Genomic DNA, 25408 nt, shown 5'->3' with positions numbered 1-25408 from the left:
TTCCACCGCTGTTGACATTTCTTAAGACAAGAACTTGATCATCTGATAAAATCAGATTCGTTTTTTTTACAACTTCAACTGCGTCTGAAGAGGGAAAATCTCTACCATTTTCTTCACAGAATTCAAGATTGCTGACCATACAGCAATCTTTTTTATTTTTTTTTTCTAACATCATTTATACCATAATATATGATTTTTTTTTACTAATAAGATAATATCCACCAATCACTAATGCGTTGAATGGCGGTCTATAATTCGGAGCTTGATCTGAGGTATCTAAGGCAATGACTTTACAAGGGTTATGACTTTCACCTATTAGACAACCATAAGTCGGCAATATGATATCTTGGAAAAGCTCGTTACCTTTGTTTGTGTGCACAATAAAGGTTAGATAAAATGAATAGTTCTCTTTTCCGTCAGAAATCAAAGCAGTTAAATATTGTGCTCGAAAAAAAGAAGCGTTAACTTTTAATTCTGTTCGATTACATAAAACCTTTCCTTTAACGATTACTTCTCCATCACTAAATTGGTTGGAGAAATCAACCGAGTAATCTAGATGAGAAGCAATATGTTTTGCTGAAAAAGTTGAAATTCCTTTTTTATTTTTAATTCGTTTAGGGACTGTATAGATACGAAGCGGATTTAAATTAAAGCTGGATAAAAGTTCCATAATGACCAATAACCTTTTACTTATAGACAAGCTTGAACATAACAAGAAACCAATCCAATATCTTTGGTTACCTTATCTTCTTTTGCTCTTCCAATAATCACGTCCTCTTTGCTTTTACTGACAACACCATATCCATCCTGACCAACAGTAATCTTGTCACCACATTTGACAACACCTTTAACTTTCACAGGAATTTTACCATTTAATGCAATTAATACAGCGTTTGATTGGTCTTTTGCGTCACCATTCATTACGTACCCTGGTCTTGTGGAAACTACACCAAAAAAATCATCAGCTTGTTTTGAAGACCGACACACAGTTACCTCAACATCAAAACCATGACACATTAACGTACCTGGTTCATAGTCTGGACGGTCAGCTTGATAATATTCAGCTAAGTCAGCATTTGGACCATTTACAAATGCCCCAGCAGGAGCATAAACATTATAATCATCATGGTTTAATCTCAAAACTGTTGTATGTTTATTTTGAGCACTATCATGTAATTGTATTGCGTAATCTATAATATCTTCATTTCTAATACCATTCACTTCACGTGCTTCCAAACTTGTTTGCCATGTTACTTCTTTTGGGGTATATGTCATTTGTATAAGAGTATCCTCAATTGACAATACATTTTGTATATGTATCCATCCCCCGTTAAAATAGATATTATTCGCAGAAAAGAAAGTGCTCGTTATATTGCTATTATCAGTTTCATATTTTAAGGTAATCACGCTATCTTTTCGAACGTCTTTTGTGGTACCATTATCAGAAGATGGAAAACCAAAAAACATATATTGATCTCCATAAAAATCTATGCTTCTATTATTCTGGGTAATGTAACCTGACGCATTACAAAAACGATACTCAGCCGCTTTCATTGTACTGGCTTGAAATGGTATACCGCATGTCCCTTTAGGAGCAAAAGTGCTATTCACATACGATAGATCCGCTTTGGCTGGCAATTTATTGTTATATATATCTGAAATATTATTCTCAACAGCCTCTACTCTGGATAAATCCGCTTTGGCTGGCAGTTTATTGTTATATATATCTGAAATATTGTCTTCAATTTGGCCCAATTGCGTGTCATGATCGTTTAATCTTCCCTCAGCATTATTTAAACGAGTATCGTGATCATTTAACCTATCCTCAGCATTGTTTAATCGATTATCAACTTGAGCCAGATGATTATCGTGATCATTCAGTCTATCATCAATAACCACTATATGATCTTCGACGGCTTTTAATCGTCTTTCTAAATCTTTGAAATCTGTTTTAATCCAATTGTTTTGAGGACTTTCAGTATTATCGGGATCATTTTGGTTGTTGTCGCCTATCGAAAACCATAATGTTTGCACCTCATTATTACTTTGTAAAATTGCACCAAAAGGATATCCATTTATTTTCTGACAAAATTCGTAATTATAAGTTGCTGTTCCACCTGCTTGGATCCATTGCAAACTCTTTGTTATACGATATAAAATTCCATTATGATCCTGCCCCCATGGTGGTTGCCCGCCTCTCATTGCAGATAGCATTGTAATTTCTGGAAACCCTTGTTCCATACTTGCTCTGGCTACATGAGCCTTTTCTGCTTCGACTGCCAGCTCTGGAACGTTAAATTTTCTTTGTGTTCCTTCTGCCCATGTGGTCGTAAATAATTGTGGTTTGTCTGTTGATGTTGTCATCTTACTCTCTTTAACTTCTTTTTACTTGAATATCTATTTCGTAAAATTCCACACCTGATGGTCTGGACAATAATCCTGTATTGTAAATTAATGCGACTTCTCTTTTGATGGGTAACCAATCTAAATAAATGGTCAGAGACATATCTAAATTATCTTTGACATAAATAGAACGCGTATATATGTAATCTTTACAGCTTGTTGCGACACAATATTGATTACGTTCCTGCTCACATTTTTGGCGACATTTTTTTTCAGATAACAGCGCCATTAATAAATAATTAAGATTAGAAACACTGAAATCACTGATATTTGCATATGCTTTGGCTAAAACCAATTTACGAAAATCAGTATCGTCAAAAGTATATTCTTCAATTAAATCAATACCATCACTGTTCAAACCTTGAAAATCACGAAACATACCAAAAGCAGTTTGATATTGCTCTGATTGCTTATCTAATGGCAGTAAAGGATTATACAAACTCTGGTCGTATCCAGTAATGTCATAATAAGGCCTGGCGATTAATAAGCTTTCCTCATTAAATCCCCAATAAACCCCTACAAAAGTGCGTACTGTTCGAGAAACGCCAACAATACGTCCCCATATATCCAACCCAAATCCCTGGGCTGTTTTGATATTCCAAACGATACGATAAAAATCATCAAAAAAAGGACAGGCTTTAATTTTCTTATCAATCGCATCTAACAAAGAAAGTAAGGTGGGTGAATTAGAATACTGAGCAATGATCGTTTTTTTATAATCTAAACATTCTGGGCCTTGATCTTGAATAACATAATTATTTACATTACAGGTAGAGCATTCTTTTTGATCACTATCTTCACCCATAAGACGCTCCATTTTGTTCTGGAAAAACTTCACTTACCTTTGAATCAAAAGTAACTTCGATATTACTCATATCTAAAATTGGCATTTCGTTAATAGCGACTTGGATCATATCCTCTGTTGGATTTTTATCTAAACCAACCTTTAGAGTAATAATTCTGGCCCAATCTCCCAATGATTGTACTGCACAGTAAAATTGAGATGCTAAAATTTGACTACCCATTCTTGGTTTCTTTGATCCATCTTTTCCTGTGAAAATATTATAAATCTTATTTTTAACTAACAGGGCTGGATCGCCTACGATTGGTTTTGGTTTAGACAATTTAACTGAAATATAAATAGATACTTCTTTTGCAAAATCAAAATTAATCAAATATGATGGCATTGCTTTTGAAGCATACAAAGCGACACCATTATTATCGAGCGTGTCATCCGTTACATAAACACCAATATTACCATTCAAAGCACATCCTGGCGTTTTTTTTCGCCAAATGGTTTTTGCAATTTCCATTTCAATATCTGATTGTACATCTGATGAAATCGGCTTAGAACGTGTTGTTTGCTGTTTTTTTTGATAAACACAAACATAAATACTATGAGGCTTCATAATAAGATTATCTGTAATCTTTTTTTCTTTCGCCTCATAGTTTTCTGTTACATACGCATCTTCGACTTCATCCATCATTAATAAATTCGCCATAATGCTATCCACACTATTTAACGAATTATGGGCAACTGATTGTCTGCGTCTTTGTTCAAATTGAGCTTGACTCTCGTTTTCTCCGCCTATGATTCCATCATATTCATTGGTGATGCTTTCCCACCCTTCAATGACTTGATATCTTTCTGTTAATGTCCATGCTGGGCATGAGATTTTACCTTTTTCAGTACATTCAAAATTAACGTAAACACAGCTTTCAAGTGATTTTATCGGTTGGTTATTTTCATCAAGTTTATAATTATGATTTGCATCATATACATAAACCTCTTGGTTAATCATAACGGCATTTTCATCTAATGATTGATAAATATTTCCTTGTATATCTTTGACTTGAGTGCCCGCAGGAATAATTGTGCCTTCTTTTCCACTACATTTAGCAAGAACAGTCGTATAAGTTGCTTGTCTGCGCTCAATAAAATAAATACGCCCAATCGCATCTTGCATACGCCCAATCGCATAGTTTGGATCAACTTGATTCACATAATGAGCCATTAACCGGTTGCGATCTGATATAATCGCAGCGATAGAAGTTACCAATTGCCCTTGTGGTGTGGAAAGCAAAAATTCATTATTTGCATTATAAAATTTTAACTTATTATTAAACGCATTTTGGAAATCTTGAATAACACCGTTTAGAATTTCACTTTCTTCTGGCAGAGTAATACCATCATTTTTTAACTCTAAATTAGGCACGTTTGTTTGGTTAATAGACGACATTAATCGTTTCCCCGCTTGTGCTAGTAATAAAAATATTTCCATGTAAAACGCGCTGATTATCGACGTACATATCAATATCGCTGTGCATTACTTGGTCGACCCTATTGACACGAGCCAATAAAAGGTTACGAATTAATCCTAAATTACTGTTCACACCCAATATTTGAGCAAAATAAGGCGTTCCTTGAGATTGATCATACCAACCTTCTCCCTCAAACAGTTTAATTTCGTTTGCAACCTGTTGTGCAATGGAATAAGGCTCTACACAAACAGCAATATTACCATTCACATCAGCCATCAAATCCCAATCTTCTGTTAATAATAAATCCATCTTTTTTACCCAATAAAAAAGCCACCTCAATGGGTGGCTTGCAATTCTCAATATTTTTAAAGTTTTATTGATATTTTTTTAATTTTTGATCAGTCCGCCAATTACTTAAGGCATAAACAGCCCAAATTGCCGCCGGAATCCAACCAATTAATGTAATTTGTAATAATAAACAAAATAATCCTTGAAACGGTTTTCCAATTGTGAAGAATACAGTAAAAGGCAATAAAAGAGCCAATAGTAATCGCATTATCTTTTCCTTAAAAAACGATATTATTTCATTCTTATATGGTATTGGTTATTATAAAAATCAAGTAATATATTACTATAAACGCCCATTATTTTTGAGGAGGCGTTGTCTTTTTTCCGCCATCATATAGATGAGTATGGCCTAAAAAAGAAATACCACTAATTGTTGCATCTTTATCAATAGTAACATTGCCTTTTACTTTGATGTTATCTGCCTGGATTTCCACAGTATCACCAGTTATTTTGATAAAAGTTTTTGGCTCTTCATATAATAAAGATGCAATATACATCCCATCAGACATAGAATGCTTTCGTAAACTGGCTGGCTTTGCTTTTCCCTTACTTTGCACAACATCAGAAATATCGCGTGACGCAAATACAACCAACCCTCTATCACCTGCTTTTGGTTCAACAATCAAACCATAATCTCCACCTTGTAATCGTGCATAAGGAATACCAATGATCGGAGAATGCTCGACGGCTTTGCCTTGATTATCCAACATGTCAACCATTGGCATTGCGTCTAGGGTATGATTTTCATAAACTTGAAGAACAGTAACAGGCATTGCTGTGGAGACACTACTTAAGGCATTATCAATAATACCAACCAATGTATTTAGGCTGCTATTCCCTTTATTTGGATTCATCATTTCTTTTTTTTGCCTTCATTATCTTCTTTTTCAAAGTTTTTTGCTAATCCAATTGTTGTTAACCAAGGACCATTTGGGGTAAAACAGGAAAGCTCATGTTGCATAGAAATCATATATTTCCATAAACCATTCACAGGCTTATAATGTGATTCAACCAAGATTTCCTCACCAAAAGTAATAGCCCCTGTAAAAATAGAACGAACCGTAATCCCCCCATTCGCATAAGCAGGATAACCCACCATTCCTGTTTTATATGAAAACAATCTCGGAGAGCCTTTTTTTATTTGTTGTTGACCAGAACCAGATTGATTCATAGCATCATTCAAAGACATATTCATCGGCCAAATATAAACCGTACCATTCTGAACGCTAAAACGAACATTCGCATCATTGGCACATTTACGGATTTGCTCTATTAAGTCACCATTATAATTTGCATTATTAAGCTTTACATTCACACCAGCATTTTTAAATTGTAAATATAATGGATCATTTGGCGTTAACGAAGATTTGCGATTGTAATTATCAATAATTGACTTCATAATTCCCGCTGCATCACCTTTACCTCTAAAAGACAAGGACTTTGCAGGAACTAAATTCAATCCACCCAATGCCATTGCTCGCACATGAAATGCAACATCTGGAGCAGAACCATAATCAGTATAAGCAACACTGATGCCACCTTCAAAAATTCTGGTATAAACAGGATGTTCAGGATCACTATCAAAGGTACTTGCATAAATAACAATGACATTCCCAAGGCTTTCCGTTTCTTTTTGATATTGCCCCAAAGTTGTCAAAGCATTCGCTAATTCTGTATGAATATTATAAATCGTACAATCACACTCGGGTAAACTGGTTCCACCACTATAATTAATAGATACATTGGCTCTCAAATTCTCAACGATTGCTTTTTTTTCCTTAGTCGCAAAGAAAGTTTTCTTACCATTTTTATCGTAACCACCAATAAATTCGAATTTTAAATATCGTTTAGTAAAAACAGAATAAGATTTTGAGGATTGATTATTTGTTATATCAACCATTACATCCCTACCCCGTCATCGTCATCTTCATCCAAAGCATATAAAAGATAGCGTGTGCCAAAACCTGTATAAACTGGATGGGTAAATCCTTCTTGATCGACAAACATTATATCACCAGGAAAATTCAAATAAGCAGACCTTATCAAACGGACACGATCCAAGCATAATATCCCTGTCAGTACAGGATCAACCCCATCATACACATCCATAAAAACGCCTGCATTTCCCTTATCCATCAGACGAAAACTGTACATAACTCCACCAAAACTAGATGAAAATTCCTGGGCTTCTATTGCATTCAAAGATATTATTTTCATGAGTATTCTTCTTTTACATTACTGGGTTTTTCTTGCGGCTTGTTGCTGACTGCCCAAAGGGGAAGTCGTCTCCAATTGCCCTTGATTTCTACTATCTGCAAAGAATGGCACTGTATTTTCTAAACCTGCCATATTGGTACTGACTAATATCTCTTGGAAAGTAATTTGATATTGCACTAATTGTGTTCCTTGACTTGAACTGCGATTAACAGAATAGCCAGTAATTTTGATATTTTGCATGACGCGCTCTGCGGTATGCAATTCAAATAATACGATTTCTTTTTGCGCTTTTTCCAATGCAGTTTCAAACAATTTACGTTGTTTTTCAGTTCCAGTGGAAACGTAAGTCACCTGACCTTGGCGAGGTTGCTCGACCAAATTATAAGGAATGGTTTTTCCTTGCTCTACTGGCGCTGTAGTCATATTGAAATTTTTATTGTAATTCAGTGCGGTCACACCGCTTTCTGTTAAAAGATCGGACGTTAGAAATTTAAAAGACTTTATAAAACTGTTTTTATCATCTTCTTTGACCATCATTTCATAAAAAGCATTCCCTTTGGCATCGAAAATACCAAACCGAGAATTTGAATTAATCAACTGGTTCAGTGCCTTCCACCCTGCACTTTGCGCATAAGATGCCATCACATCCCCCACCCCTATTTTTGCCATTTGGCCCTCCATAAAAAAAGCACCCAAAAGGTGCCTGTTTGTTCAATATGTTAAAAAAAATAAATTACTACAAATTTTTTAACTGTTTTATTTCATACAAAATAAATTTACGAATAAATGCGATTACCAAAATCTGAAGGTCATTTTAAAGGTCATTTAAAGCCATAATACTTATTATCTTTCATTATCATTTTTTTCTAACTCTTTTTTAGACTGTTTAATTTGTTCAACTTTCCTTTTTCAAAATTAACTTCACAGCGATCAGTTTCACAGTCTTTTTTACAAAACAATATGATAACCAAAATTATTTCATCTTCTTGCGTTTTATGATATTCCTAACCAAGTTAACCCTATTTTGAAAAAAGGAACTCTTTTGATGAAAAAAACATTGTTCGTCTTAACCGCCCTTGCTCTGCCAATGGTTGCACAGGCTGAAACACTTCCAAGCACAGTGCCAGAAGCAACAGTCAAAGCAGCCATTCATGATTTTGTCGATCCTTGGTGTCAAACAGGGTTCAAAGGCATGGTCGAAAACGTCCAAAAATGTTTCAAGGAAACATCTGAAAACAGTCCAAATATCGATAAATGCGTTATCGGACATTATATGCTTTCTTTCACAACGAAAGATTTGAAAAATTACAGTCAAAAAAATGAACAAGAGGATCCAACAAAGAATATTCCTTTTGTTGGACCCCAAGCCACGCACGATCGTGGGGTTCATTACACTAATATAGCGCGCTATAAAAATATAGATGTAAGTAATTATTTTATACCAGCAGTTGATAGCACTTACGAAAAACTTATAGAAAATAGAAAGAAATGCTCTAAGGATTAAGCTAATCTTGGATTTGCATATTGTTGTGATTCAGGGAAAGTTACCCCATAGGCTTGGACAAGCATTCTGTTATTCAATGCTTGCCTGATTTCCTGTGCCATAACTTTTGGATCAGTCGCCATTGATGTCACATTAATCACCGTATCAAACTTTTGATTATTATTCGTCATTATGATGGACTGCATCTGTTTCGCCATCGCCACCTCATGTGGATTAGCCATCGCATAAGGCTTCCCTTTAAAATCATTCCCAACAGGAACAGCAATCGGTTTTATTTGACTTTCGTTCTTCTTTTGCTCTGCCAATTCTTTTTTAGACTGTTTAATTTGTTCAACTTTCCTTTTTCAAAATTAACTTCACAGCGATCAGTTTCACAGTCTTTTTTTACAAAACAATATGATAACCAAAATTATTTCATCTTCTGCGTTTATATGATATTCCTAACCAAGTTAACCCTCTTTCAAAAAAGGAACTCTTTGATGAAAAAAACATTGTTCGTCTTAACCGCCCTTGCCATGCCAATGGTTGCACAGGCAGAAGTGCCTTTGGCTCCTGAAAAAATGCCAGAAGCAACCATCCAAGCAGCCATTAGAGATTTCGCAGATCCTTGGTGTAAAACTGGTTTCCAAGGATTGGTTGATAATGTAAAAAAATGTTTCAAAGAAACATCAGAAAACAGTCCTGATATCGATAAATGTGTTATCGGGCATTATACGCTTTATTACACAACCAGATATTTACAAGAATATAGCCACGAACGCGGACTAGAAGACCCAACACAAAATATTTCCTTTGTTGGACGTCAAATGACGCATGATCGTGGTGTTCATTATATCAATCTTCCTCGTTATAAAAATGTAAAAGCCTCTGACTATATTGGAGACCCAGCTATCATTAACTTTAAAAAAATACGTGCTGACTTGAAAGAATGCCCTGCGAATTAAGCCAATCTTGGGTTTGTATGTTGTTGTGATTCAGGTGTGGTAACCCCATAGGCTTTGGCAAGCATTCTGTTATTCAGGGCTTGCCTGATTTCTTGTGCCATAATTTTTGGATCGGTCGCCATTGAATTTACATTAATCACTGTACTAAATTTTTGGTTATTATTGGTATTCAATGTTGTTGATGCCAATTGTGTTTGTTTTGCCATTGCCATTTCATGTGGATTAGCCATTATATTCCCAATATTTTTAGGACTATTTAAAGAAGATGTTGGTATTGATTCTTTGACAGGCAAATCATTTATCTGTTTATTTTGCAAATATTTCCTCGACTGCTCCACTTTTTTCTGAAATTCTTCTTTGGCTTTTTGTTTCTTTTTCTCATTTTCTTGCTGTTGCGCGGTTTTTTTATCCTCTGTACTCGTTTCCTGTGAAGCCTCTTGATACGCATCATGAACATCCTTTGCAAATAAAGCACCATCAACAAGCAACATACCAGGGCCAGTTTCTGCGGACGCAGCAGAAGCAAGCAATTTTTGTGGCAACCGTTTTAATGTAATTTTGGCGAGGCTTTTTGCCATTATCTTTGTAAACCGCCACTTTCTGCCAAGCCAACTCCCTTTGGATGCTGTTTTTTCAACCACATTACCGGCATCTTTTTTTGCGATCTCTGAAGCTTTTTGCTGAATATTATCTTCAGCCTGCTTTAGGTTTTGTAAATTGTTTCTTCCTTTATTCGGGGTATTATCACCAGAGGCAGGTTTTTTATCACCACCTTTGCCAGAAGATTTATCGCCAGAACTCGGTTTATCATCTCCACCCTTGCCAGAGGATTTATCGCCAGAACTTGGTTTATCATCACCACCCTTGCCAGAGGATTTATCACCAGAACTCGGTTTATCATCGCCACCCTTGCCAGAGGATTTATCACCAGAACTTGGTTTATCATCGCCACCCTTGCCAGAGGATTTATCACCAGAACTTGGTTTGCCATCACCACCTTTGCCAGACGATTTATCGCCAGAACTTGGTTTGCCATCACCACCTTTGCCAGAACCACCCTTGCCTTTGAGAAGTCCTCTTGCTCCCTTTAAGAGTAACTTGCCGTATTTAGCAACGCCAATCAGACCAACGATCCCCAATATTGTTTGAGCAAGCAAATCAAATTTGTCAATTAGATCATTGGTGACCGCGACAAGTACTTTAAATTTTGAAACAACCCCACCCAAATGATTGAGAAAAAAGCTCTTTACCGCATTATTAAAATCTGAATATAGCTTTCCTTCAGCTGTGGCTCTATAATTATTACCTCTGTTCTCATTATCAGTTTTTGAATTATTATCAGACTGGTCTGAAAGTGCATCTTTATACTTCTTCTCAGTATCTGAATTTACTTGCTCTTCTTTTTTGTAATCTTGATATCCATATATATACTTACCACTCTTTTTATCCTTATGGCCATGTTCTGCATCGGTCAGCATTTTAATAATGCCAGGGACATCTTCACCTATAATTCTGGCTAGGGCTTGAATTTTCTCATTATCTTTGGGATCAATGTTGCCTTTTTCGTCCTTTTTAGCATCACGTATCATTGTCTGGAAAGCACCACGAATTGCTTCCATACGTTGCTCTGGTGTTAAGCCTTCTTTCAGAACCTGACCATTACTTACCTTATCAAGTTGTTCAAGCTCTTTATGATGCCTTATTCTTGATGGATCATTCAGTGCAATTCCCTGATTAATATCCGACATTCTTTTATAAAATGCCAAACTTTCTGGTTTATTAGCACCATAACGATTTCCGACATTAATTGCTTGCTGAACATCTTTGTAATCAGAGTTCGTCATGTCCGCAACATTTTGTATGCTAAACGACTCATCCGCAATTTTACCCATGTCCGCAACCGTTAACATACGATCTGCCAATACGGCAATCGCATCCCTAAAGCTGTCAAAGGATCCACTTAATTTATCAATATGCTTTTGAATCTCGCTCTCTTTAGATGAAAATAAATCATTTATTTTAGGTTTTTTTTCTTCTGGAGATTGCGAACCAATTTTACTTGTATTTGTTGCAGTCTGATTTGCAGCCGTTAATATATTTGCTAATGTCGTGCTGATTGTTCGCAAGGTATCTGAATCAGATCCTGAATTTACAGGAGCATCTTGGTCAGTCTTCTTTGTAGCAATAGATAGGTTATCACTTATTATCTTGGTTGCATTAATTTTATTGACAGCAGCCACCACAGACCTTTCTGTCTCTTCAATCTTCTTATTTATTTGTTGCAAAACAACATTAAAATTTTGGTTGTTATTCGAAAGGTCTGCCATTCTTTATATTCCGTGCTACTTCTTCACTGATAATGATCTCATTGTAATTGTTAATTAAAATAATTTCTAAAAAGTTGTACAGATCCTGCACCCCGTATATGGTTTTTAATTCATTCAAGGTCGCAAAACCTGCGCTTATCACTTGTCCTATGGATTGGGGGACGTTGGTGTAGTATCTGATTCCTGATCTGTCTTGAAGCGGTCCATTTTGCTGATAAATAGGTCTAAGTACCGCTGTGCGCCGTTGGTAAAAAAATCAGTATGTAATTTAAATGCCTCCCGTTTTAATGCAAAAATCGTAGAAGCTTCTTCGATGTAATGATTGGGGTTATTTAATACCGAGTCAGACATTTCTGTTTGACCAGGATTTAAATAGATTGAACAACATTGCAAAAGAGGTTCGCTGACCACTTTTAATTCATCATAAGGAAGCTGAAAAAACATCGATGCTAAGTAAATCGCTAATGTTTCCGTTGCTTGATTTAATAGTGCGCGCCCTTCTTCGTTCTCTATTGCCACTTCTTCAAATGTTTTCATTTCGCTGGCTTCTTGCACATATGTGTATATGATTGGCAGCAATAATGATAAATCCTCTGATGTCGCATTACGTAAAATCGCATTAATCGTGCGTTCGGCCCATGCTTCGGTATCAAAAGCGGACATTTCAGTGATTTTAAAAAGCTTGCCTTGGTCTCTGCCTTTTTCTTCAATCTTCAGATCAATTGAGCGACGTGCCATCTATATTTCTCCAATAAAAAAGGCACCCTTACAGATGCCTTTATATGCTTATTTAAACTTTAACATTATCAATTATGGTGGTCGTTATAAAAGACTTGCAGTCTATTAAACTTCCAATGTTTCATCCACAGATTCAAAACGGAATTTACACGCAATTGGTTGTAAGATTTTTGCATGTGTTGGAATTGATTGCCATTCCAACCAATACCCATTATTCAACGCAAATGTTTTTCCCTGTGAAGGAACAATCATAGTACCATTAAACTTCATGGTTTCACGTTGAACTTGCATAACTTTTGCCAATGCTTGCAACGTTGCCAATGAATCAGAGGCCGCAATAAAGGTAATGGTTAATTCAACTGTATTCGCCGTTGCTAAATATCCACCGTATAAATTGCCTTCCATTGATGTAGCCGTTTCAACCATTGTTTGATGGGAAAAGCTGAATGGATTGTCAGAGGTCATACCCTCTAAACTAAGTGGAACACCAACCAACGGGGAAACAAATCCTGTTGCTGTTGATCCAAGACCCACAGCATCTGCTGCGGTATTATTCATCCAAGGGTTTGACGCAATCAACGTTAATTTCGTATTAATTGCGGTAATTGTTCTATTTGCTGCCATGTTACTGAATCTCGATACTATTCATGTTGATTTGTTGAACGGATTGACCATCTGTGTACCAGAAATCAATAGGAGGCGATCCACGAGCCACTCGTGTTTGTGGACTTACTCTTGCCATATCGACCTTAAGGAAATACCCAACGGTTGTGATGTTGTTAATTTGAGACTGATTTAAGCCTGCTTGTTTCAATTGTTGGATTTGCTCATCTGCCAAGCTGATCCCAGAACGAATAGCACCAAAATTTGCAAATTGATCAATTGCTGGTTTAATCGCAGTGGTTAAGATCCCCTTACCATCGGTATTATAAGGAATTTGCCCTCTGGCTAACAAAGTCATCACAAAATAATATTGCAATTGACGGCGCATCCAAACTTGGCAAAACCAGCTGTCTAGCCATACATATTGTCCTGAAATACGCCCTTCATACATAAAGGTAAAGTTGCTAGTTGCAGAAGCCCAAGAACCATAGAAATTATATCCTTTAGCTTTTAATACCAAAGCATCATTTTCATTTTGAACATTTGCTTTTAATAAGGAATTTCTACGGAATGCTGCGGTAAATCGTCCGTCTGTCTTGGTTAAATCCCAAGCGGCAGGATATCCTGCAATAAATGCACAAAGTGTCGGGTTACGGTAAGTGCAAGCAACCCCTTCGTAATCTCTTTGTGTTACAACCTCTGCAAAAGATAATTCTTCTTCTTTTACATTTGCAGAACCCATAATGGTAGAGGCGTTGGTTGCTTTTCCATCAAGATTTGCATCATTCAATAAAACACAAACGTCATCTTTCATTGAATTTGCCCATTTTGCAAATTCCAATTTTTCTGCACGATCTGCCTCGATTAACTTGTTCAGATCAGTAACTGATAACTTATCCAGATCCTTTTGGTCTGAAAGATCCCAAGCCAAAAATACTGAGCAAAAAGATAAATTAGTTTGACGCAATGTATTTAATAAATCAGATACATTTGTATTGGGTTGTATTACAGATTTTCTTGCACCTGTTTCACCTGTTAAAAACAACTTTGTAGCTAAAATACCAGAAGCAGTAATGTCTGATCCACCATTTTCAATGGTAATAATCATTGCGTCATTTGCATAAGAAATAGTAGCAGGCTGCTTCTTTGTAGCATCATCAATGGGAATAGCTGCGCTTATTTTTTTTGCTGCATCACTTAAACTTTTAGAGCGACTTAAATCAACCTGAGCCAAATCAAATGTTTTTTTATCAATCGTAATAGATAAATCTCCTGAAAAATCACGTACATCTGATAGACTGGTTAATGTTCCACCAATTAAGCTAATAGAGGGATTGGTTAAATAATAAGGAGCCATGTATAATTGTGCTGCAACACGATCTGAATTCGTAAAACCAGCAAAATATACTGTCGCCAGATTATATTCATTGGAATCATAACCAAACTTACTTCCAATCTGGTCTGCACTTGTAAAAGTAGTTGTTTGACCAGCTGGCAACCCTACTGATTTTGTCAACATTAACCCAAACAGGTTATTTCCATTATTCCCAACGTCTAAGACGCCAGGATTAATTTTTACAATATTATTTAAAGGTATAGACATAAAATTCTTAATCCTTACTTTATTTTGGATTGTTATTTAAATAAAAAAGGACATATAAAATATGTCCCTTGTTTTATATCGAGTATCAAACCCGAAATCTTTTAATGGTTATTTAATAAAAAAGGCGCCACTTTAAAGGCACCTTTGCTACAATAATCAACTATATTAAAAGATGATTAAAAATCAGATAATGCAACGCGCTTCCATTTATTAGTTGCTACACAAACATAATGATAATTTGTATCATCTTTAAATTCACCCATAGTACACGGTGCAGAAGAAGAAGTCGGCGTTAACAATGTCCCAATAAACTTAGTGGAAGTAATATGATCATTCGCTTCTAACGTTTTTGTAGCTATATACTGAAACATATTAATTCCATTAAACATAGAATTACCCTGTACTATAAATGTTTTATTAACAGTAACACTATCACTTGAAATATTCGGAACAGATAGTTTCTCTGTTAAGATAGCTGATTTACCATAATATCCATTTACACCACGAATGCTTGCTCCACCACTAATCTGAGTGCCAAGATTCATATCTCCATTTGGATCAGTAAAAAGATAAGCCGCATAAACATGCTTATTGTTTTGAAAAAATAATTTATAATTAGGTGATATTGACAAGCCGTTTTGAAAAATAGCTTCAGATTGCACAGTCACTTTTTTGGCAAAACTTACAGACCCATCTCCCTCTTGGCATAATCCTTGATTAGAATCATACCCTAACAAACAAATCCCACCATAATGGGCAGCCTTATAGTTGAAGGCAATAGATCCCATACGCGTTCCACCATACAAACCTTTTTTTCGATCTCTTTGACTATCAACGTCCATCACTAAGCGTACACCATAATCACGCCAATCATTTGTAGCAACCATATCTCTAGTAACAACACTACTCATATGAATTATATTATTGCTAGGTAATGCACTCGCAAACGAACTCATAATATGATTAGATCCAACAACCGCTGAACTAATATTACCATTCACATCAACTGATAATGGTGCGCCATTACCACCTATAAACGTACTGTAACCAGAAAATTCTAATGCCTCACCAACAGTTTGCGCGACATATGCTCTTGGCAATCCATCTGGACCATTAACAAGATAGGCATAACTATCCTCTGTTACAGCTTTTGGATGACAATTAGGACGACATTCAAATGAAGTAGTCCAACCATGGAATACTAAACTTTTTGGTTTTGTCCAATCATGTGCTCGAAAATCAAATTCTTCTCTTTCAAATTTATTAGCTACTGCTGTTGCTTGATCGCCCAACACTCTTTTACCACTTGCATCCATATATTCATTTTCAGCAAAGACTTTATCAGATACACCTGCAAAAATCATTGGCACTTTATACTCAGAAAGTTGACTATCTAAATAACGAATATTAGGAACTTGACCACCTGAAGCATTACCTCCATCTAGAACTGCCCAATCATAAACATAAATATGATTTGCATCCCAAGATTTAATAAACCCCCAATATCTTTCAGGATCTATAAATTGATTGTTACTCGCTATAGTAGGATCAATCACATTTGTTGCAAGATACATCCCAACATGCAATTGTGACATTTCCTTATTTGTCATAGGAGAAGATAAGTTCACTACACCTGGACCAAAGGAGGCTGCTTGCGCAGCGACCCTGGCTGATGAATTTTCATCAAAATGATAAAAACCAACGGTCGCCATATCACCATACGTCACAGCGTTTGCACCCCCACGATAATCTATCCCAGAGATTGCTGCTTGTCCACTTCCACCATTCATCCCTCCAGTGGAAGAAAAAACACATAAAGTACAACCAGCATTGTAGTTGCCATATGGTCTTCCATAAACAGAAAGAGCCATCGGTACAATCTGTTCAAACTGTACCATTTCTTTTCCTAATGTAAATCCTGATGTTGCATCAGGAACCAATTTAACCAATGGTCGATTAATAATAAACCCATCACTCGATTGATATTGGTTTACAACTTTTACTTGTGATGCAACAATATCACTAGGATTATCTATAGTTGCTCTGCTATTTAATTGAACAACGCCATCACCAGTATTTATTTGGTATTTAGTAATATTATCCTTTGCATGCCCATATGCTATAGATAATAAAAAACCAAAACAAGCCATCGTTAAGCTTGTATTGATTTTCAACATTCCTTTCAAATCCATTTATTTTTAACCTATGAATATATTTTTATTTGTTTAAATATCTTTAATATTTTAAAGGGGATGCAATAAAAAAAGTAATATATCTACGATATATTACTTGTCCTATTTTTGATCTTATAAAATTATTAGTTGAACTCGTTTAAGAGCTGTTTTTCTATATTTCAAGAGTTCTTTAAAAACTAATCTTTATTATCGACAGTCACATTCAACGCTTTTTGAACCTTAATATAATACACAAAAGCAGCACTGACGATCGCTAAAGAAGGCGTCAATGTAAACAAAGAAGCAAAAAGGGTTAATCTCGTTTGGTCGGCTGGATTATTCACATTTGGATTCATAAATAGATACCAATAGGCACTGCCCCAACCGATAACACATATAATAACCAATGTTATCAATGATGGTATTTTACTGACTTTGAAGGCTTTCAACTGTGACGATTTAAATGGAAAAGTCAATAATGCGATGACGGCACCAATAGCGATAATAAAGCCCAAACCACCGATGATTCCGGCTTTGAAAATTACAACTGAATCCATAAGAGATCCTTTACTTTATATCAACTTCGTTAGAATGATTGTAATAGGATTCTAAGTTAAGCACAATAAACTTTTATCAGTATCAAAAACAGCTTTTCACAAAGGATTTCATGGCTGTGTGTTATCTTTATTGCACACCAAACGCTTTTTTAAAATCATCAAACTCACCTCTTAATGATGCTTTGCGATCTTCAATTTTACCTTGTTTTTCGCTATCATCACCAAACCCTCTGATAACGATTGAATCAATACAATTTTTTCTAAAAGGGCTTACCGAAATTGCAAATATCCCCCAGTCAACAGGTGCCTCATAATAAAATGGAGCACCATCATGTAACGTATCTGGAGGTAAGAAGATCATATGAAAAGGATTTTTAATTGTATTAATTGCAACGCAAGAATCTTTGATTATACGAATATCCAATATCCCCACCACATCAGGTTTTGTTAATATATTTCTTATTTCGACCATTAACATTGTACCATCTTTCGTCTGGTATGGTCCACCTTTATAAAAAATGATATAGGGTGTAGTAGAACGCTCAAGCGTATTATTGAAAAGTTTTTGTAAGCTTTCTATTGGTATTTTAGAACTTTTAGGAATAAGCTTTAATAATTTTACAAGATCAACATCTATCTGTATTGTCTTTTTCAAAATAGGATAATACTGATTTGTTGTTGCTTGCAGCTCGATTGGATAAAATGGTAGTGCGATTATGAATAAATAAATAAATAAATAAATAAATAAATAAATAGGATTTATTTAATCTTATTTTGTAAAGCTTATTTTTTACAATCACTAGTATCCGCATGATAATATTCAGCATAAGAAATACCCATATTCGTAGTTTCATAACACTTGTAAACATGCCCAATCGTTTTAAGAGCTTGTTGTATATTACCTGTTTTTAGCATCTTATCGTAAGCTTGACTATACAAAACCGCAGTCTTTTTACCAGCAGTAACGCCTATTTTATAACAACCCGTTTTATTAATTTTATTTATTATTTTAATATTATTAATTGTTGCATATGCTTCTCCATTAAAAACATCACGTCGGCTTTTTGTTGGATGAAAAATATGTCCTAGTTCATGTACTAAAGCTGTTACAATATCTTCAGCATTACCATAAAGATTTTTATTGATAAAAACTACACTATGTTCATTGTCAGTTATACTCCGATCACTATACAAAAATTGCCATCCTTTTGCTTTTACTTCCCTAAGCTGTTGTTGCATCGTAGGGGAAAAAGCTGCAATACGATCTACATCGCGACCTAGACCCGTTTCAACGGGGGTAATATTTAAAACCTCGGTATAAGCGGCACATTCTTCTGGAAATAACGGAAAACTATCTTTGGTAAATCTTGGTGGAATGGGTTTTAAAGTTTCTTCTTGTCCTGCCATGATAATACCGCCTTACTCTTTATTATCAACAGCATTTACCTGCATAGCAATCATTTTAGCGCTGTCTTGGCACATTCCAACTTCTGTATGATATTCAAAATGCGCATCAACAATATAACAATCAGCATATTGTTGATCATCATCCAAATAGGGCATATTTTTCATATCGTCACTGTATAATGGAAATAAAATATTGCTATATTGTGCAAATTGCTCACTCGCCCAACTGTCATTAAATCTTATTTCAAATGCTTTGGCCATTTTATGCGATTTGATCGTTGGATTGCCATAAAATTCAATTGAAACAATCACTTCACAAACTTGATGAATAATTTTGTGCTGATTAGTATATCTTGTTTGACTATACGAAAGCGTTCCTTCTCTTGAAGATTGTAATAAAATATAAGGCGTTTGAGGTGGAGATACCCTATTGCTTAATCCATTCACAATAGATAATTTTTCACCTTTAATCGGTATCGCTTTACGTATAAATTGAGCAATAAGATTATATAATTCTTCTTGATCAATCGTTTCTAATTCTGGAAAATCATCATCTTCTGTTCCATAGGCTACAACCTGACCGTTTATTTGTTTTTCATTTTTTCATCAATGACCCCTCATTCTTTATTTATCGAAGCATAAGCATAGCGCAGTTTATATTGATAATTGCGATCCCCTTTGGCATTATATTTCTTTGCTACACTTGAAAAATTAATCGCTTGCCATCCTGTGATGTATTTTTTGACTGTTGCTTTTTTATATTTTAATTGCATTCCAGTATGTAAATGGTGCTGATTTATTTCTGGATTTAATTGTTTAAGCACTCCAATAGTCGTGTGGTGAGACAACGCAATTTTATTCAAACTATCCCCTGCTTTGACAGTAATCATATGTTCAACATCATCATTAACGACCGTTTTATAACCAAATTTCGCATGGCGCATTAATAAATAAGTCACTCCAGCTTGAATATTTAACTGTGGGTTTTGTCGTATTTTATGTTTATTGTTCACGGTTAAATTAGGTTTATATTCAGGGGGAATAATCAACTCTGCTCCCTCACTTTGAATATGTAATTTTCCATTTTTTAACCGAGTTTTCTTGATATGTAATACCGCCTTTAACCCAGCATCACCATTATTCCCAATTTGCATAGGGCGTAAACGCCATGCAGAATTTTTATGCCCACTTTCTGTCCATATGATTGCTTTGACCAATCGCCAATCAAGATCATGATAATTGGACGTTGGATATTTCTTTTTAAGATAGTGATTAAATGTATCAACAATTTGACGAATATCAGCATCATACTGATTTCGCATTTCATTCGTTTGGGAAAAACGATCTGAACAATGAATATGACATGCAGCAGGCATGCCATCATAAGACATGTCCAGCCTCTTTTAGTTATAAAACGATAAAAGATTTATCAACAGCGCAATAAAAAAGGCCTTTATCGACTTGTTAACCAAGTTTAAAGACCTTGCTCTGAATAGATGGATTTATGAAATAAACACAGTAAAACCATTATAGAGTTAATATATCATCTTTATACAAAAGAAGCAAGCCTATGATTGGTAATTTTAAAAATTAATTCAGATTATTTAAAAAAACATAAACAGCAACCAACCTAAGAGGCTGGTTTTGTTTGCATCTGTAACTCTTTAGCACTGTCTTGGCACATTCCGACCTCGGGATGATATTCAAAATAGGCGGTTACCGTATAAAAATCAGCATATTGATCTTCCATATCCATAAAAGGCTGACTTTTGATATCATCGCAATATAACGGAAAAAATACCTGTCCATATTGTGCAAATTGTTCGGTTGCCCAGCTATCATTAAATCGTAAAGAGAACGCTTTGGCCATTTTTGATGCTCTAATCGCTTTATTTCCATAAAATTGTATTTGTATAATAACTTGCGAAATATTTTTAACAATTTTATGCGTATTTGTATAACGCGTTTCATTGGAAGATAGTTATTGTTCTTGTAAAATTTGTAAAATTATAAAAGGGGCTTCTGGTGATGCCACTCTGTTATTAAAACCATTAATAATGGTTAGCTCACTTCCCTTGATTGGAACAGCTTTATGAATAAAATTTGCAAGAATAATATATAAATAATCATGATCCACTGTTTCCAAATCTGGAAAAGAATCATCGGGTATTGCCTGTGCAAGCACTTGGCTGCCAGGTTCATTTTGATTTGACATAATTGTAAATTCCAAAAATTATAATAGTTTTATACGAATATTATTAATTAATAATCATTGTATATAGAAAATAAATAATCTGATAATTTCTTTAAAAGATATCCGATTCCAACAGATATAATCGGACCAATAATTTTCATAACACCATCACAGAAAATAAATGTTCCAAAAAACAAAATAACTGTAATGTTAAAAAATACAGTATCTAACGTACATAAGGCAAAACGCCGAAAAAAAGTAGCAACCTTTTTACATATTATTGAGAGCATCTTTATACAACTCTAACTGTTGGTCACAACCCATCTCTTGCACGCCTCGTTTCGCTGTTTTATATTTAACACTCATAAAATCTCTTAATGGTTTTTCAATTAAAAAATATAACATATCATAGTTTCGATTGTAAAGTTTTTGCCAAAGGACTGGATCCTTTATTTTTAACGTACGAGATACCATCGCTGCTTTCTCTATTATACCTTCGACCTATATAGCTGTAACAGCAATCGTTGTTTTCCACTTGGGAGATTTCTTCGTTTCATAAGTTTTTACGGTGACCATAACTTGACTGATAACAACCCCTGTAATCATATCTACAAGCATTTTTTTAACTGCCATTTTGTTGCAAATTTTATAGCACTATGTATTGTTTTGTTTATAAGCATATTAGTAAGATCTTGTAATATTTTCTCTTGAGCTGCCAAAGGTAATTTAGAATAGCCGAAAATAAATTCCAAACCATCCTCTAAAATAATGTCAATCATTTTTCTAATGGAATCATCTTTTCTTAAATTTGTTATAGCTTTTACAAAACGCCCCTGCTCCGACCAACTTCTTGACATATAGCTCAGCTCTCCAGTAGGAGGAGAAAATCCACCATAATCTCCCCATCCCGACATATCGGATATTCTATCCAAACCACCTACAAGATTTTCTAAAAAAGCCAAAGCACCAGCAGATACGCCTTAACTAACTTTATCCATTGGATCCATTATTTCCTCCTTAATGATATATTATTTATATTTTACGTAGTCGAATGCATATTATTTCCAACAGTCAAGAAGTTCACTTAAAAGTAATGCAATCATCCAACAATTCGGACTATGCAACAAGCACCATTTATATTCATGATACAGATACAAGTATAATGATTGACAGAGACAATCTTTTATTATGTGTGAAACATAAACACTTTTATCTTTTATTTGTGGAGGACGACACCACGAATTACTGTATGGATCCTTACCAACCGATGATCTTATTTGTTTATTTACTTGATATCCAAAAAAACAAGATCATAGATCAAGTCTCTTATCCAGATATGTTGGCTAGCACCGAACAGTTCCCTATTCATATAAAAGACACAACTATTGAATTTAAAACTCGCCGCAAAGATATCCCGAAAATTGCATTAACCGTGTATGAACAAGGTTACGATCGTTTTTCACTTTTATATAAACTCGGATTAAAGAAACAACGATTAAGAAAATATTTAGAACAGAGTTTTATTAAAAAATAAACCAACATGAAAACCATCAAAACATCTCAAATTATTATAAAAAAATTAATTTAAAGAACCATTGCATGAGGTCAGCTTATTCGTTATCGCTATGTTCAACAATTTCAGGATGAAGTTCAAAATAAGCGTCTACGGAACATCTATCTTCCAATTGATCTGTTATACCCAAGCAAAAAGGTTTCACCCGTAAGTTATTGCTATAAAGCGGAATAAACGCTTTGCTATATTGCGCAAATTGTTCAGTCGCCCAACCTTTATTAAATCTGGCCTGGAAAGCTTCAGCCAGCTCTATTGAGCTTATTTGTTCATTCCCGAAAAAGAGTATATTCATCATGACTTCTGATTGAATCAGCGAGATTTCCTGATGATCCACGATGTAAGTCTTTAATTCTGGTAAATCATAAATATCTTCGATACATAATAAGATAAAGGGGCGTTTAGGAATAGAAACTCTTATACTTGTCCTGTTCGCAATCGTTAGATCAACATCTTTGATTAAAATGACTTTCTGTATAAATTTTGCGACAAAATCATACATTTCACTATAATCTAATAGTTTTAACTCTGGCAAATCTCCGTTTTTAGGAGTTTTGACCTTGAGTTGTGATGAATTATTTTTTGTATTCATTTTTTTTTCTTATATAATTATTGGTTAAAACATAAAAAAACGACCTCCAATGGGTCGTTTAATTTTTTTATCTGTTTTGTTGAATAATAGAATTGATTTATTGCATGCCTTTGGGTAACAGGATACGGATTAAGTCTTTTTTGGGAACAGGAAAATGATTCATAGGAATCATCTTTTGTTGCAACTCTGGCTGATTTTTCCCAGATTTAAAAGTATACACTAGATATTTTTTATCTGTTTCATACCCAATATTTGGTATAATAACACCCCATTCATTATTTTTAAAATAAAGCCAATGTGGTAGTGCTTTTTCTGCAAAATATAACCGTTCATATTGATGCGTAATAGGATTTTGTCGGATAGCTATCCCTGAAAGATAAGGTGAGACCTGCCCCATTGCAAAAATCAAAGTCTCCTTAATACATTGAGCAAAATAGATTTCTCCGACAAAATCATCGCGAATAGAATTTGTAAAAGCTAAATTTATTTTTCTATTTATCTCAAAAAAAGGTTTATCACCATTTGAAAAATAATCTTTATTATCTGTAATATGCAACACTTTTAATGTAATTTGATTACCACTTGTCATTTTACAAGAAAGAACCGAATGATACTGCTGTCTTGAGTTAGCGAAAGAGTTGTTTTCAGTTAAATTCACAATAAATAAAAGAATGGTAATATAATAGAATAAACGTTTCATTTATTGATATTCTTTAGGTAGAGGAATATAAACTAAATCCTTTTTGGGAACAGGAAAACTATTCGTGCCTTTTATATGATCTTGTTTTCCTGATATATTTTTTCCAGATTTATAAAAATGAACTAAGTATTTTTTACCTACGTAATATCCATTTTCAATATTCGGTAGAATGACACCCCACTCATTATTTTTAAAATATAATGCCGTTGGTAAGCTTTTTTGTCCAAAATCTATACGTTCATATTTATGTGTAATAGGATTTTGTCGGATTGCTAGCCCTCTTGGATAAGGAGAGCCAAATCCCATAACAACAACTAATGTGTGTCGAATACACTGCTTAAGAATCAGACCAGTCCATTCGCCATAAGTAACATCTTTATCAAATGCTAATGATGTTTTTCCTTGTATTTCAAGATATGGTTTATCACCATTCGCCAAATATTCTTTTCCATCAATTTCAAGATATGGGTAATTACCAATAGGCTTCAAATCTTTTAATATTACTTTATCGCCATTAATCATTTTACAAGAAAGAACTGTATGATATCGTGATTTTAAGTGAGCAAATGCTGTATGTGTATTAAAAATAATAATACAAAAAAGAAGAGTAATAAAATAAATTGTCTTTTTCATTTATTCATATCAATTAAAGATTGTATTGAATTGGGATTATTTTTTAACTTTACCGCACATGCTTGAATTTTACTATAATAATCAAATTCTTCTGGACCTCGATATTTTTGATATCCAGCACTTATAGAACCTTTTAAATCTATACAATATTGTAAGTATTCGGTCCCATATTGAATATTTGTTGCTTCGTCAAATATCTGCGCTGAATCATGAAAAGCCTTTCCTTGTTTATGTACTTTCTTTAATTCTTTAGCATCCCATATTGGATGACCCAAATTTTTTTCATAACGATTTTGAAAAATTTGTTGAATAGGAAAAATTAATAATTGCATTAATCCTCTTGCGGAAGTTTTTGAATTAGTTGCATTTTTATTAAAACTTGATTCTTTATAAATTTGACAAATAACCATTTCTGTACTTTGTTTTGATTTGTTATTTACTTCTACTAGCTTTCTGATCTCTTGTAAACGTGCGAGTGTAAGCGTTGGAGGTATAACAGTTTTTGTTGCAGATTTACTTTGTTTTGCATGAGACTTTTGTGGCTTAGCAAAAGCTTTTGTTTGTTTTGCAAATGCTTTTTTCTGTTTCTGATGAGGTTTACTTGCATGTTTTTTATGTTGATGTGTGGGCAT

The 25408-nt window shown here is 34.5% G+C and carries 32 protein-coding genes; 3 read left to right on the top strand and 29 right to left on the bottom strand.

The annotated features are described in order from the left end of the window. Nucleotides 1-175: 175 nt before the first annotated feature. The 10 genes from PQG52_RS09285 to PQG52_RS09240 all read right to left on the bottom strand — a co-directional run bounded on the left by PQG52_RS09285 (nucleotide 176) and on the right by PQG52_RS09240 (nucleotide 7899). Nucleotides 176-670 (bottom strand): phage fiber-tail adaptor protein, encoded by a 495-nt coding sequence (locus PQG52_RS09285; protein WP_271829174.1) that lies wholly within the window; start codon nucleotides 668-670, stop codon nucleotides 176-178. Between the two features lie 20 nt (nucleotides 671-690). Then, nucleotides 691-2364 carry a hypothetical protein gene (locus PQG52_RS09280; RefSeq protein ID WP_271829172.1) on the bottom strand — a complete coding sequence of 558 codons (1674 nt, stop codon included), beginning with the start codon at nucleotides 2362-2364 and terminating at the stop codon, nucleotides 691-693. A 10-nt stretch (nucleotides 2365-2374) separates the two neighbouring features. Continuing rightward, entirely contained in the window at nucleotides 2375-3208 is an 834-nt protein-coding gene (locus tag PQG52_RS09275) for a DUF2612 domain-containing protein (RefSeq protein WP_271829171.1), read from the bottom strand. Further along, complete coding sequence (locus PQG52_RS09270) at nucleotides 3201-4643, bottom strand: baseplate J/gp47 family protein (protein WP_271829169.1); 1443 nt, start codon at nucleotides 4641-4643, stop codon at nucleotides 3201-3203. Before PQG52_RS09270 ends, PQG52_RS09275 begins: the two co-directional genes overlap by 8 nt. Beyond that, nucleotides 4630-4974 carry a hypothetical protein gene (locus PQG52_RS09265; RefSeq protein ID WP_271829168.1) on the bottom strand — a complete coding sequence of 115 codons (345 nt, stop codon included), beginning with the start codon at nucleotides 4972-4974 and terminating at the stop codon, nucleotides 4630-4632. Before PQG52_RS09265 ends, PQG52_RS09270 begins: the two co-directional genes overlap by 14 nt. A gap of 64 nt (nucleotides 4975-5038) precedes the next feature. Beyond that, nucleotides 5039-5221 (bottom strand): YqaE/Pmp3 family membrane protein, encoded by a 183-nt coding sequence (locus tag PQG52_RS09260; RefSeq protein ID WP_271829167.1) that lies wholly within the window; start codon nucleotides 5219-5221, stop codon nucleotides 5039-5041. Nucleotides 5222-5309: 88 nt separating this feature from the next. After that, complete coding sequence (locus PQG52_RS09255) at nucleotides 5310-5870, bottom strand: Gp138 family membrane-puncturing spike protein (RefSeq protein ID WP_271829166.1); 561 nt, start codon at nucleotides 5868-5870, stop codon at nucleotides 5310-5312. Then, complete coding sequence (locus tag PQG52_RS09250; protein ID WP_271829165.1) at nucleotides 5867-6913, bottom strand: baseplate hub protein; 1047 nt, start codon at nucleotides 6911-6913, stop codon at nucleotides 5867-5869. The genes PQG52_RS09255 and PQG52_RS09250 overlap by 4 nt, the downstream gene beginning before the upstream one ends. Beyond that, entirely contained in the window at nucleotides 6913-7230 is a 318-nt protein-coding gene (locus tag PQG52_RS09245; protein ID WP_271829163.1) for a phage baseplate plug family protein, read from the bottom strand. The genes PQG52_RS09250 and PQG52_RS09245 overlap by 1 nt, the downstream gene beginning before the upstream one ends. A gap of 18 nt (nucleotides 7231-7248) precedes the next feature. Next, nucleotides 7249-7899 (bottom strand): phage baseplate protein, encoded by a 651-nt coding sequence (locus PQG52_RS09240; RefSeq protein ID WP_271829162.1) that lies wholly within the window; start codon nucleotides 7897-7899, stop codon nucleotides 7249-7251. Nucleotides 7900-8275: 376 nt separating this feature from the next. On the opposite strand from PQG52_RS09240, the gene PQG52_RS09235 reads away from it, so the two are divergent. After that, nucleotides 8276-8734: a hypothetical protein gene (locus tag PQG52_RS09235; protein WP_271829161.1), complete on the top strand. Its 459-nt coding sequence runs from the start codon at nucleotides 8276-8278 to the stop codon at nucleotides 8732-8734. Here the strand turns inward: PQG52_RS09235 and PQG52_RS09230 are convergent. Beyond that, nucleotides 8731-9039 carry a hypothetical protein gene (locus tag PQG52_RS09230; RefSeq protein ID WP_271829160.1) on the bottom strand — a complete coding sequence of 103 codons (309 nt, stop codon included), beginning with the start codon at nucleotides 9037-9039 and terminating at the stop codon, nucleotides 8731-8733. The two genes, PQG52_RS09235 and PQG52_RS09230, sit on opposite strands and share 4 nt — an antisense overlap. Nucleotides 9040-9213: 174 nt before the next feature. Here PQG52_RS09230 and PQG52_RS09225 point away from each other — a divergent pair, with 174 nt between their 5' ends. Next, complete coding sequence (locus tag PQG52_RS09225) at nucleotides 9214-9678, top strand: hypothetical protein (protein WP_271829159.1); 465 nt, start codon at nucleotides 9214-9216, stop codon at nucleotides 9676-9678. Here PQG52_RS09225 and PQG52_RS09220 read toward each other — a convergent pair. From PQG52_RS09220 to PQG52_RS09155, 14 genes are all read right to left on the bottom strand, one after another. Continuing rightward, on the bottom strand, nucleotides 9675-12005 hold the full coding sequence (locus PQG52_RS09220; protein WP_271829158.1) for a hypothetical protein: 2331 nt from the start codon (nucleotides 12003-12005) through the stop codon (nucleotides 9675-9677). The two genes, PQG52_RS09225 and PQG52_RS09220, sit on opposite strands and share 4 nt — an antisense overlap. 147 nt (nucleotides 12006-12152) lie before the next feature. Beyond that, a complete protein-coding gene (locus PQG52_RS09215) occupies nucleotides 12153-12743 on the bottom strand; it encodes a hypothetical protein (RefSeq protein ID WP_271829157.1) in 591 nt (196 codons plus the stop codon). A 105-nt stretch (nucleotides 12744-12848) separates the two neighbouring features. Further along, entirely contained in the window at nucleotides 12849-13367 is a 519-nt protein-coding gene (locus tag PQG52_RS09210) for a phage tail fiber protein (RefSeq protein ID WP_271829156.1), read from the bottom strand. Nucleotide 13368: 1 nt separating this feature from the next. Next, complete coding sequence (locus PQG52_RS09205; RefSeq protein WP_271829154.1) at nucleotides 13369-14949, bottom strand: DUF3383 family protein; 1581 nt, start codon at nucleotides 14947-14949, stop codon at nucleotides 13369-13371. A gap of 176 nt (nucleotides 14950-15125) precedes the next feature. Further along, the gene (locus tag PQG52_RS09200) at nucleotides 15126-17141 is read right to left on the bottom strand and encodes a hypothetical protein (RefSeq protein WP_271829152.1); all 2016 of its coding nucleotides are present in this window, start codon (nucleotides 17139-17141) and stop codon (nucleotides 15126-15128) included. Nucleotides 17142-17320: 179 nt separating this feature from the next. Beyond that, complete coding sequence (locus PQG52_RS09195) at nucleotides 17321-17680, bottom strand: hypothetical protein (RefSeq protein ID WP_271829150.1); 360 nt, start codon at nucleotides 17678-17680, stop codon at nucleotides 17321-17323. 127 nt (nucleotides 17681-17807) lie between these two features. After that, a complete protein-coding gene (locus tag PQG52_RS09190; RefSeq protein ID WP_271829148.1) occupies nucleotides 17808-18335 on the bottom strand; it encodes a hypothetical protein in 528 nt (175 codons plus the stop codon). A gap of 128 nt (nucleotides 18336-18463) precedes the next feature. Next, nucleotides 18464-19087, bottom strand: a complete 624-nt coding sequence (locus PQG52_RS09185) for a hypothetical protein (protein ID WP_271829147.1) — start codon at nucleotides 19085-19087, stop codon at nucleotides 18464-18466. 12 nt (nucleotides 19088-19099) lie between these two features. Then, nucleotides 19100-19615: a phage neck terminator protein gene (locus tag PQG52_RS09180; protein ID WP_408869547.1), complete on the bottom strand. Its 516-nt coding sequence runs from the start codon at nucleotides 19613-19615 to the stop codon at nucleotides 19100-19102. Nucleotides 19616-19704: 89 nt separating this feature from the next. After that, nucleotides 19705-20478, bottom strand: coding sequence for a LysM peptidoglycan-binding domain-containing protein (locus PQG52_RS09175; protein WP_271829144.1), 774 nt, complete (start codon nucleotides 20476-20478; stop codon nucleotides 19705-19707). A 239-nt stretch (nucleotides 20479-20717) separates the two neighbouring features. Then, nucleotides 20718-21029 carry a phage neck terminator protein gene (locus PQG52_RS09170; RefSeq protein ID WP_456304939.1) on the bottom strand — a complete coding sequence of 104 codons (312 nt, stop codon included), beginning with the start codon at nucleotides 21027-21029 and terminating at the stop codon, nucleotides 20718-20720. Between the two features lie 39 nt (nucleotides 21030-21068). Continuing rightward, nucleotides 21069-21302, bottom strand: coding sequence for a hypothetical protein (locus PQG52_RS09165; RefSeq protein ID WP_271829142.1), 234 nt, complete (start codon nucleotides 21300-21302; stop codon nucleotides 21069-21071). A gap of 249 nt (nucleotides 21303-21551) precedes the next feature. Next, entirely contained in the window at nucleotides 21552-21755 is a 204-nt protein-coding gene (locus PQG52_RS09160; protein ID WP_271829141.1) for a hypothetical protein, read from the bottom strand. Between the two features lie 134 nt (nucleotides 21756-21889). After that, a complete protein-coding gene (locus PQG52_RS09155) occupies nucleotides 21890-22243 on the bottom strand; it encodes a hypothetical protein (protein ID WP_271829139.1) in 354 nt (117 codons plus the stop codon). A gap of 89 nt (nucleotides 22244-22332) precedes the next feature. Here PQG52_RS09155 and PQG52_RS09150 point away from each other — a divergent pair, with 89 nt between their 5' ends. Then, nucleotides 22333-22815: a hypothetical protein gene (locus PQG52_RS09150; RefSeq protein WP_271829138.1), complete on the top strand. Its 483-nt coding sequence runs from the start codon at nucleotides 22333-22335 to the stop codon at nucleotides 22813-22815. A 76-nt stretch (nucleotides 22816-22891) separates the two neighbouring features. Here the strand turns inward: PQG52_RS09150 and PQG52_RS09145 are convergent, their stop codons facing one another. From PQG52_RS09145 to PQG52_RS09130, 4 genes are all read right to left on the bottom strand, one after another. Next, complete coding sequence (locus PQG52_RS09145; RefSeq protein ID WP_271829137.1) at nucleotides 22892-23443, bottom strand: hypothetical protein; 552 nt, start codon at nucleotides 23441-23443, stop codon at nucleotides 22892-22894. 97 nt (nucleotides 23444-23540) lie between these two features. Next, the gene (locus tag PQG52_RS09140; protein WP_271829136.1) at nucleotides 23541-24143 is read right to left on the bottom strand and encodes a hypothetical protein; all 603 of its coding nucleotides are present in this window, start codon (nucleotides 24141-24143) and stop codon (nucleotides 23541-23543) included. Further along, complete coding sequence (locus PQG52_RS09135) at nucleotides 24144-24776, bottom strand: hypothetical protein (RefSeq protein WP_271829135.1); 633 nt, start codon at nucleotides 24774-24776, stop codon at nucleotides 24144-24146. After that, the gene (locus PQG52_RS09130; protein ID WP_271829134.1) at nucleotides 24773-25408 is read right to left on the bottom strand and encodes a transglycosylase SLT domain-containing protein; all 636 of its coding nucleotides are present in this window, start codon (nucleotides 25406-25408) and stop codon (nucleotides 24773-24775) included. Before PQG52_RS09130 ends, PQG52_RS09135 begins: the two co-directional genes overlap by 4 nt.

The organism is Commensalibacter communis (genome assembly GCF_947179105.1).
Classification (GTDB): Bacteria; Pseudomonadota; Alphaproteobacteria; order Acetobacterales; family Acetobacteraceae; genus Commensalibacter; species Commensalibacter communis.
The sequence above is the reverse complement of the archived record's forward strand: the minus strand, read 5'-3'. Positions and strand labels throughout refer to the sequence as shown.

Coding starts and splice junctions, on each gene's coding strand:
- PQG52_RS09265 (WP_271829168.1), bottom strand. CDS start 4,974: ATGGATTTATTATTAACAGAAGATTGGGATTTGATGGCTGATGTGAAT.
- PQG52_RS09235 (WP_271829161.1), top strand. CDS start 8,276: ATGAAAAAAACATTGTTCGTCTTAACCGCCCTTGCTCTGCCAATGGTT.
- PQG52_RS09250 (WP_271829165.1), bottom strand. CDS start 6,913: ATGGTTGATATAACAAATAATCAATCCTCAAAATCTTATTCTGTTTTT.
- PQG52_RS09160 (WP_271829141.1), bottom strand. CDS start 21,755: ATGGTATCTCGTACGTTAAAAATAAAGGATCCAGTCCTTTGGCAAAAA.
- PQG52_RS09140 (WP_271829136.1), bottom strand. CDS start 24,143: ATGAAACGTTTATTCTATTATATTACCATTCTTTTATTTATTGTGAAT.
- PQG52_RS09285 (WP_271829174.1), bottom strand. CDS start 670: ATGGAACTTTTATCCAGCTTTAATTTAAATCCGCTTCGTATCTATACA.
- PQG52_RS09195 (WP_271829150.1), bottom strand. CDS start 17,680: ATGGATTCAGTTGTAATTTTCAAAGCCGGAATCATCGGTGGTTTGGGC.
- PQG52_RS09270 (WP_271829169.1), bottom strand. CDS start 4,643: ATGTCGTCTATTAACCAAACAAACGTGCCTAATTTAGAGTTAAAAAAT.
- PQG52_RS09225 (WP_271829159.1), top strand. CDS start 9,214: ATGAAAAAAACATTGTTCGTCTTAACCGCCCTTGCCATGCCAATGGTT.
- PQG52_RS09185 (WP_271829147.1), bottom strand. CDS start 19,087: ATGGCAGGACAAGAAGAAACTTTAAAACCCATTCCACCAAGATTTACC.
- PQG52_RS09130 (WP_271829134.1), bottom strand. CDS start 25,408: ATGCCCACACATCAACATAAAAAACATGCAAGTAAACCTCATCAGAAA.
- PQG52_RS09255 (WP_271829166.1), bottom strand. CDS start 5,870: ATGATGAATCCAAATAAAGGGAATAGCAGCCTAAATACATTGGTTGGT.
- PQG52_RS09275 (WP_271829171.1), bottom strand. CDS start 3,208: ATGGGTGAAGATAGTGATCAAAAAGAATGCTCTACCTGTAATGTAAAT.
- PQG52_RS09165 (WP_271829142.1), bottom strand. CDS start 21,302: ATGTCAAATCAAAATGAACCTGGCAGCCAAGTGCTTGCACAGGCAATA.
- PQG52_RS09240 (WP_271829162.1), bottom strand. CDS start 7,899: ATGGCAAAAATAGGGGTGGGGGATGTGATGGCATCTTATGCGCAAAGT.
- PQG52_RS09205 (WP_271829154.1), bottom strand. CDS start 14,949: ATGTCTATACCTTTAAATAATATTGTAAAAATTAATCCTGGCGTCTTA.
- PQG52_RS09220 (WP_271829158.1), bottom strand. CDS start 12,005: ATGGCAGACCTTTCGAATAACAACCAAAATTTTAATGTTGTTTTGCAA.
- PQG52_RS09150 (WP_271829138.1), top strand. CDS start 22,333: ATGCATATTATTTCCAACAGTCAAGAAGTTCACTTAAAAGTAATGCAA.
- PQG52_RS09210 (WP_271829156.1), bottom strand. CDS start 13,367: ATGGCAGCAAATAGAACAATTACCGCAATTAATACGAAATTAACGTTG.
- PQG52_RS09200 (WP_271829152.1), bottom strand. CDS start 17,141: ATGGATTTGAAAGGAATGTTGAAAATCAATACAAGCTTAACGATGGCT.
- PQG52_RS09175 (WP_271829144.1), bottom strand. CDS start 20,478: ATGTCTTATGATGGCATGCCTGCTGCATGTCATATTCATTGTTCAGAT.
- PQG52_RS09280 (WP_271829172.1), bottom strand. CDS start 2,364: ATGACAACATCAACAGACAAACCACAATTATTTACGACCACATGGGCA.
- PQG52_RS09145 (WP_271829137.1), bottom strand. CDS start 23,443: ATGAATACAAAAAATAATTCATCACAACTCAAGGTCAAAACTCCTAAA.
- PQG52_RS09245 (WP_271829163.1), bottom strand. CDS start 7,230: ATGAAAATAATATCTTTGAATGCAATAGAAGCCCAGGAATTTTCATCT.
- PQG52_RS09260 (WP_271829167.1), bottom strand. CDS start 5,221: ATGCGATTACTATTGGCTCTTTTATTGCCTTTTACTGTATTCTTCACA.
- PQG52_RS09135 (WP_271829135.1), bottom strand. CDS start 24,776: ATGAAAAAGACAATTTATTTTATTACTCTTCTTTTTTGTATTATTATT.
- PQG52_RS09215 (WP_271829157.1), bottom strand. CDS start 12,743: ATGGCACGTCGCTCAATTGATCTGAAGATTGAAGAAAAAGGCAGAGAC.